Genomic DNA, 7,977 nt, shown 5'->3' on the forward strand with positions numbered 1-7,977 from the left:
AATTCCTATATAATAATACCCATTTAGTCACAAATAGGGTAAATATTTACAAAATGTTTATATAAAAACAGGTTCTACTTAATAATAGCTTCTTAGAATAGAAGGTGGGATTTACTAAGTTAAATCTTAATTTATATTTTAGGAGGTTAGAAGATGGATCTTAAACTAACCAAGGTTGGGAGGAACAAGAGGAAAAAGGGAAAGGCACTATACATACTTCTTATTTTTGCACTAGTGTTTTCTTCTTTTGGCCAAATCGCTGCCGCTCCACTTCCGGAAACGGAGTATGGCACAGTCTTGGACACACGACAGGTGGAACTGGTTCCTGATGTGAATTATTCGTGGCGTAATATGGAAACAGAGCATGGATTACAGAAAATGCACATGGTGGAGTTTGACCCTGCAAATGAACATCTAGAATTGCAGGGAGGGACGAGCAAGGGAAAAGTGCGTGGTTTTCAACAATTGACCGGCATGGCAGAAAATGTTGATGCACCGGGCAATCGTGTTATCTCTGGGATTAATGGTGATTTTTATGAAGTGGCAACAGGTATACCAAATGGGATGTTTATCAATAATGGCGAAATCTGGAACACAGCAAACTCTGATAACCGCTATGCATTTGGGATTACAGAAGATGGAAGAAGTGTATATGGACAACCGAATAAGCATCTGACAAAGGAATTGCTGATTAACGGTCAAACACACAAAATTAACCATATCAATCGTTCGCGTGGAGATAATCAGCTTGTCTTGTATACGGATAAATATTTCACTTCTACCCAAACGAATGGCAGTGGAGATGAAGTTATTGTAAAAATCGTATCAGGTAACGTGAAAAGTGGCGAAACTTTGGTAATGGAAGTTGTGGAAGTTAAGAAAGATCAAGGGAATACGAAACTTGTTGAAGGACATGCTGTATTGTCTGCTAGCGGCACAGCAAGAAACGCCTTAGCAGGCCTAAAAGCTGGAGACCAGATCGAAGCAAGTTTTCAATTTGAAGCTCCATGGGATGAAGTAGTGACAGCAATCGGTGGTTCTGCCATGCTTGTTGAAGATGGTGTGGCAAACACAGATGCAACCAATGGGGTACACCCCCGCAGTGCAATCGGTACGAAAGCAGATGGGTCCATTGTTATGTTCGAAGTGGATGGACGTCAGCCTGGATTTAGTGAAGGATTAGGACTTGGAGATCTTGCGCAAGTAATGAAGGATTTAGGTGTCGAAAATGCGATTAATTTAGATGGCGGTGGATCGTCAACTTTTATTGGAAGAATGCCTGGTGATACATCTGTGCAAATGTTAAACAGCGGTTCAGATGGCGGGGAACGTAGTAATGCGAACGGATTGCTGCTCGTTAGTACAGCGCAGGAAACAAATGTAGCGGAAAAGTTGGTCATTGACCCTTCATTTGAGCGGATTTTAGCTGGATCAAGTCTTCCGTTAGAAGCATCTGCTGTTGACAGTAATGGACATGCTGTTTCATTTGATGGAGAGTTAAACTGGAGTGTTGCTGAAGGACTTGGTTCTATAGCAAACGGGCAGTTTACAGCAACTGACAAGTCAGCTGCAGGAGAAATTCGCGTATCATCAGCAAATGTAAACGATGGAGTGGCAACTGTTGAAGTTGTCGACCAATTAACAGATTTACAGTTGGAAACAGCGGAAATGGCAGTTATGCCTGGTGAGTCAGTTAAATTGGATGTTACTGCATTAAGAAATGGACAAGTCATTCAGTCGGATGCAGGCCAGTTTGACTGGAAGGTTGAAGGGGATATAGGTTCGATAACTGACGCAGGTGTTTTTACAGCTACTGAGCAAGATGCAGTAGAGGGAAAAATTATTGTAAGCTATGGCGATATTGTGACTGAAATGAGCATTAATGTTGGGATGCCGCCAGTGGCAGTGGAAGATTTTGATGGTTTTAAAGAAGAATTTGTATTTACTGATCGTTATTACACTCAGTCTGGGGCGGCATATGCATCCGTAAACGCTGGATTGGAATCGAATCCGGATTACGTCCGTTCAGGTGATCATTCCCTGCGTCTTGACTATGATTTTAGAGGGAAAACAGGAACATCGGGAGCCTACTTGACAGTAAGAGGAACTAGCAATCGACTAGAGATTCCAGGTTACCCGACAAAGTTAGGTATGTGGGTCTATGGTGATGGCCAAGGACACTGGTTGCGCGCTCAGTTACGTGATGGTGATAACAACGCCGTTCCGGTGAATTTAACTGGCAGCAATCCAGGAGTAGACTGGGTTGGCTGGCGATATGTTGAGGCGAGCATTCCGCAAGGCCGTCCATTGCCACTGTCGATTGATATGCCAGTTCGTTACATGGAAACAAGTAATAATAATAAAACAGCTGGAACTTTGTATGTTGATGATATTCGCGTAATGTACGGGGAAGTGGAAGAAGACCGTGAGCCGCCGGTTATCCGTGATATTTATCCAGCTGCCAACGAAACGATTGATACAAATATGCCAACAATTCAGGTATTTGCCGAGGACGCGCATTATGATCCAGAGCTGCATCCTGCCAATACTTTAATCAATCCTGATAAAATCCGGATGTATGTGGATGGTGAACAAGTGGAGCCTGCATTGTATCCACTTAATGGACAAATCAGCTATACACCAGAGGAGAGCCTGAGTGACGGTATTCACCATGTTAAGCTTGCGGTACGCGACATGTCTGAGAATGAGACCATTCATGAATGGCAGTTTAATGTCGATACCGGCTCATCAAAATTTAGTTACACTACTCCAGAAAATGTGTATGCGGGCCATACTTATACTGTCGACATTACAGCAAATCAGGTTGAAAGATTGAGTGGTGGTCATTTAGCTTTCCAATTTGATCCGAATCAAACGGAAAATTGGTCAGTTTCACCGCATTCTTTGCTTGCAGAAGGTCAAGTAAGCAGCGAAATGGATCAGAATGGGCTAGTTAAGGTTATGTTTGAAAACCTGGAGAATCAGAGTTTAACAGATGAAGATATACTTGCACAGATTCACTATACGGTTAAAGGTGCGGCTGCAGGAACAAATCAGATTCAGTTCGTTTCTGGAGATATGCTGCAAGTCGGAGGTTCCGAACCGCAAAGCTATGCAGGTGAAAATCTTGCATCACAAATTGGCCATGAGCTTAGCCTCGAGTGGGATAACCAATATGCACAAGGGCAGACGACAACTTTTACAGTGAAGGATGAACAAGGACAGCCTGTTGCTGGTGCAGCTTTGTATGCGAACGGTGAGCGTGTTGGTGATGAAAGTGTAGTAACTGATGAGAACGGATTGCTGCAAACAGCGTTATTAACGCAAGAAGTAACAACACACAGTATTCAGGCAGTGGAAGGCATCCGTCACAGTCAATTGCAAGAGTTTGAGATTTCTGAACTTTCGGGAAATATGGAACCATACAATATTAGTGTTGCGATGGGTGTGGAACCTGCAACGGAGAGAAAATTCAACTGGAATACTCACCCTGAGATTGATAATACTGTTGTAGAAGTTGTGAAAACAGAAGAGTTTACTAGTTTTGATGCAGAAAATGTAATAATGTATCGAGGATCCAACTATTCGTACAATACAACATTAGGTGGAACGATCCGTGTTCATAAAGCAAGTGTGGACGGTCTGGAATCAGGAACTTCTTACACGTACAGAGTAGGAGATGGAGAAGGGTATTACAGTCAGACAGGTACATTTACAACAGCACCTGCTGCTGGTAATGAAACAAAATTCTTGGTGTTTGGTGATTCACAGGCTGGTTCACTGGAAACTTTCCAATTATGGGGAAATACGTTGGACCAAGCGATGAACAATAATCCGGACAGTGAATTCATTCTTCATATGGGCGATATGGTCGACCATGGCCATAACGAACAGCAATGGAACTGGTGGTTTGAAACAGCACAGGAACATTTGCTTCACACAACGGTTCAAACGGTTGTAGGGAATCATGAAGTGACAGGAACTCGGATGAATGAAGATTATTTGGCACACTACAACAATCCCAGTACAAGTGCTCCTAATGAAGCGTTGGACGGAACAGTTTATTCATTTAATTATAACAACATTCATTTTGTTTTCTTAAACAGTGAATATGATTATGCAGCACAGGGTGAATGGCTGCGCAATGACCTTGCTCAAAGTGATAAGGATTGGACAGTAGCCGTATTCCACCGCAGCCCATATGGCAGTACTTATGTAACAGAAGCTGTACAGGAACACTGGGTACCTGTCTTTGATGAGTTTGGGGTTGATCTTGTTCTGAATGGCCATGATCATATCTATTTAAGGTCCCATCCAATGAAAGGTGGCCAGCAGGTTGCCGAAGGAGAAGGTACTACTTATATGACGCCTGGTGCGACAGGAAATAAATTCTATGGTCTTACAGAATATCCTTGGCAAAAGATTGTCGATGACGAGAATACTCAAATGTACTCGTCTGTAGAAGTGAATGGAGAAAATCTTCATGTTATAACAAAAACAGTTGGTGGCAGAACAGTGGATGAATTTAACCTAACACCACTTGATAAGCCGCATGCTGATGAAGAAGTTTTACCAGATTCTATTACACTTAATAAAACAGAAGTAGAGTTAGCAGTAGGCGAGAGCGAACAACTTGAGGCAACAGTTTTACCGGAAGATGCTTCGGAAAAGAGTGTAGAGTGGAGTGTTATTGATGAATCGCCAGTGGTAAGTGTTTCTGCTGAAGGAAAGATTACAGCCCTTGCTGCTGGGGAAGCGACAGTGAGAGTCACAAGCCAAACGAATCCAGACATTTTTGCAGAAGCAGTGATTCGCGTAACAGAAGATACTGGCGGAGAAGAACCAACAGAGCCTTCTATTACTCTTAACAAAACAGAAGTAGATTTACTCGTAGGAGAAAGTGAACAGATATTAGTAACAGTTTTACCGGAAAATGATACTGACAAAGAAGTAGAGTGGAGCGTTGTTGGTGAATCTCCAGTGGTAAGTGTATCTCAAGATGGAATGATAGAGGCACTTACGACAGGTGAAGCAACAGTGAGAGTGGCACTCAAAGGGAATCCAGAAATATATGCAGAAGCAGTGATACGCGTAACAGAGGATACTGGGGGAGAAGAACCAACAGAGCCGTCTATTACTCTTAACAAAACAGAAGTAGATTTACTTGTAGGTGAAAGTGAACAGTTAGAGGCCACAATTTCAGCGGAAGATGCTGCAGACAAAGAAGTAGATTGGAGCATAGTTGGCGAGTCTCCAGTGGTAAGTGTATCTCAAGATGGGATGGTTAAGGCACTTGCAGTAGGTGAAGCAACAGTGAGAGTGGCACTCAAAGCGAATCCAGAAGTATATGCGGAGGCAGTGATTCGCGTAACAGAGGATACTGGTGTAGAAGAACCAACAGAGCCAGAATCTATCAAACTTAATAAAAATTCATTAGATTTAACAGTAGGAGAAAGTGAACAGATTTTAGCAACTATTTTACCTGAAAATACTACAGATAAGGGAGTAGAGTGGAGTGTTGTTGACCAGCCTTCTGTAGTGAGTATCAATGCAGACGGAGAAGTTACAGCACTTGCAATGGGAGATGCAACAGTAAGAGCAACAAGCACGGCGAATCCAGAAGTTTTCGCAGACGCAGTGATTCATGTAACAGAAGATGGTAGTGAAGAGGAACCTTCTGATGTGACAGCACAGTTTACAGGTCCTGATCAAGTCCAAGCTGGGGATGAACTCACTTTACTTTATGGACTAAAAGGGATAAACGGGCAGCTTCCTGCTCAGCATGTTACGATTCATTATGACGAAGCGCAACTTACCTTTGAAGGTTTTGCAGAAACAGCAGAGAAGGAAGGATTCAGCATCTTATCTCACGAGCATACACCTGGTGAAATCCAATTTGTCGCTGTAGATCAGTCAGAAGATGCAGAGGCCTTAAATGAAGCATTACAAAAGTTAACTTTCCGTGCGAATGAAACAGCTGAATCAGGCATTACGGAAATTAACTTGGATGATGTGCTGATGGAAAATGAGAATGGGGAAGAAGTCCGTATACCAGGTATGACTTTCGCAGTTACCATTCAAGTTGACGATAAAGCGGAAATAAACGATTTAATTGCAGAAGCACTCAGGTTGCATGACAACACCCAAGAAGGAAATGATCCTGGAGAGTATGAACAAGGATCGAAAGAGAAACTGATGGAAGCAATCAAAGCAGCACAGCTTGTAGCAGATGACAGCACTGCAACAAACGAAGAATTAAATCAGGCGGTTAACAAGCTTACAGAAGCAATTCACGAATATCGGAATGCAGCAAATCCTTCACGCCCTGATGAAGACGATGATGATAATAATGATGGAGGATCGAACCAGCCTAGTGACCCTGAGCCAAATGAGCCTGAAGAAGAACCAGAATATACGGTAGGTGATTTGGATGAAGTATCGAACACTTATGGTATTACAAGGGATCATCCAGATTGGGAAGAATATGAAGAACTTGATTTTAACGACGATGGAGAAATTGGGTTAGAAGATCTTGTGCATATGGCCCGTCATATCCTGAAAGATTGATTCAGAACGGGAGCGGCTGTAATAGCCTCCCTCCCGTTTATTTCTTAGTTGGAAAGGAGCGTTTATTGTGAAACAAAAATCTATATTCTCATCGATACTATTCAGCTTTCTTCTGCTTTTCATTCTGCCATTTGGGTCAGTCTCAGCGGCTGCATCATTTGATTGGAAAACAGATGCAGAAGAAGTTATTATTGACGAGGAATTTACTGTTGAGATTAATGGCCAGGACTTGGACGATATTTACGGATACGAGATTTTGCTTGAATATGATCCACAATACTTCCAATTTGTAGAGGCAGACAGCAGCTTATCTGATCAGATGTTTCATATTGAGGGAGAGAACGGAAATCAACAAATATTGTTAGGTACAAAAATTGGAGAAGTAAGTGGAGATAACGGGGACCTTGAGCTGATTAAGATTGTGTTTAAAGCTTTGAAGGAAACCGATGGAAGTGAAATGACATTAAAAAGTATTAAAGTGGCGGACTCACAGGCAGAATCGGAGTTTTATGAGTTGAATAAGGAGCTAAGTCTTGTTGTTACTGAGGAAAAGCCAGCAGAGGAAGTACCAGTGGAGGAAGAGCCGGTTGAAGAGGAACCAGCCGTACCAACTGCTGAATTTACAGATATTGATGGCCATTGGGCGGAAGCAAAAATCGGTCGTGCGGTAGAACTGGGAATGATTCAAGGTTATGGCGATGGAACATTCCGTGCAGATAACAAGGTGTCCCGTGATGAGTTTGCGGTTATGCTGCAAGCAATACAACAGTATGATACTAATCCTGGAAATGTAGAGTTGCCAGCAGATTATAACAGCATTGGTCCATGGGCAAGAGATGCAGTCATTGCTTTGATGGGAGAAGGAATTCTTTCAGGCTATGATGATGGTACTTTCCGTCCTGAACAATCTCTTCGCCGCAACGAACTTGCGACAATTTTAGCTGCTACCCTTGATTTGGATGTTTCTGAATGGATCGAACCAGATTATAAAGACGCAGAGGATATTCCAGCATGGGCTGCACCTTCTATCGGCGCTGCTAGTGATGCCGGCTTACTGCATGGTCGTGACGGTGGCTATTTTATGCCAAATGAAACAACTACACGTGCTGAGGCAGTTCAAGTTCTGTTGACAATTTATGATTATTAAAAATTATATTAAAAAAAGAGCAAGCTGTTAAGGCTTGTTCTTTTTGTTATAAGGAAAGATGGACTGGCTCCTGCTAATCTGAAGATAAACAGGAAAAGTAGGAGAAGAAGCCAGCGGATTTCCTGTTAATCCGGAGATAAAGAGGAAAAGTAGGAGAAGAAGCCAGCAGATTTCCTGTTAATCCGGAGATAAACAGGAAAAGTAGGAGAAGAAGCCAGCGGATTTCCTGTTAATCCGGAGATAAAGAGGAAAAGTAGGAGAAG

Annotated in this window: 2 protein-coding genes; both read left to right on the plus strand. The window is 42.5% G+C overall.

Annotated features, from left to right (window positions below; all coding sequences use genetic code 11):
* The first annotated feature begins 153 nt into the window (after window positions 1-153).
* Window positions 154-6,567 (plus strand): Ig-like domain-containing protein, encoded by a 6,414-nt coding sequence (locus tag F9U64_RS06600; RefSeq protein WP_153402212.1) that lies wholly within the window; start codon window positions 154-156, stop codon window positions 6,565-6,567.
* A 67-nt stretch (window positions 6,568-6,634) separates the two neighbouring features.
* Complete coding sequence (locus F9U64_RS06605) at window positions 6,635-7,714, plus strand: S-layer homology domain-containing protein (RefSeq protein WP_153402213.1); 1,080 nt, start codon at window positions 6,635-6,637, stop codon at window positions 7,712-7,714.
* Window positions 7,715-7,977 lie beyond the last annotated feature (263 nt).

The sequence above is a fragment of the Gracilibacillus oryzae genome, assembly GCF_009498735.1.
Taxonomy (GTDB): Bacteria; Bacillota; Bacilli; order Bacillales; family Amphibacillaceae; genus Gracilibacillus; species Gracilibacillus oryzae.

Bases quoted from the DNA above. Each gene is read 5' to 3' on its own strand.
- F9U64_RS06600 (WP_153402212.1), top strand. From the start codon at position 154: ATGGATCTTAAACTAACCAAGGTTGGGAGGAACAAGAGGAAAAAGGGA.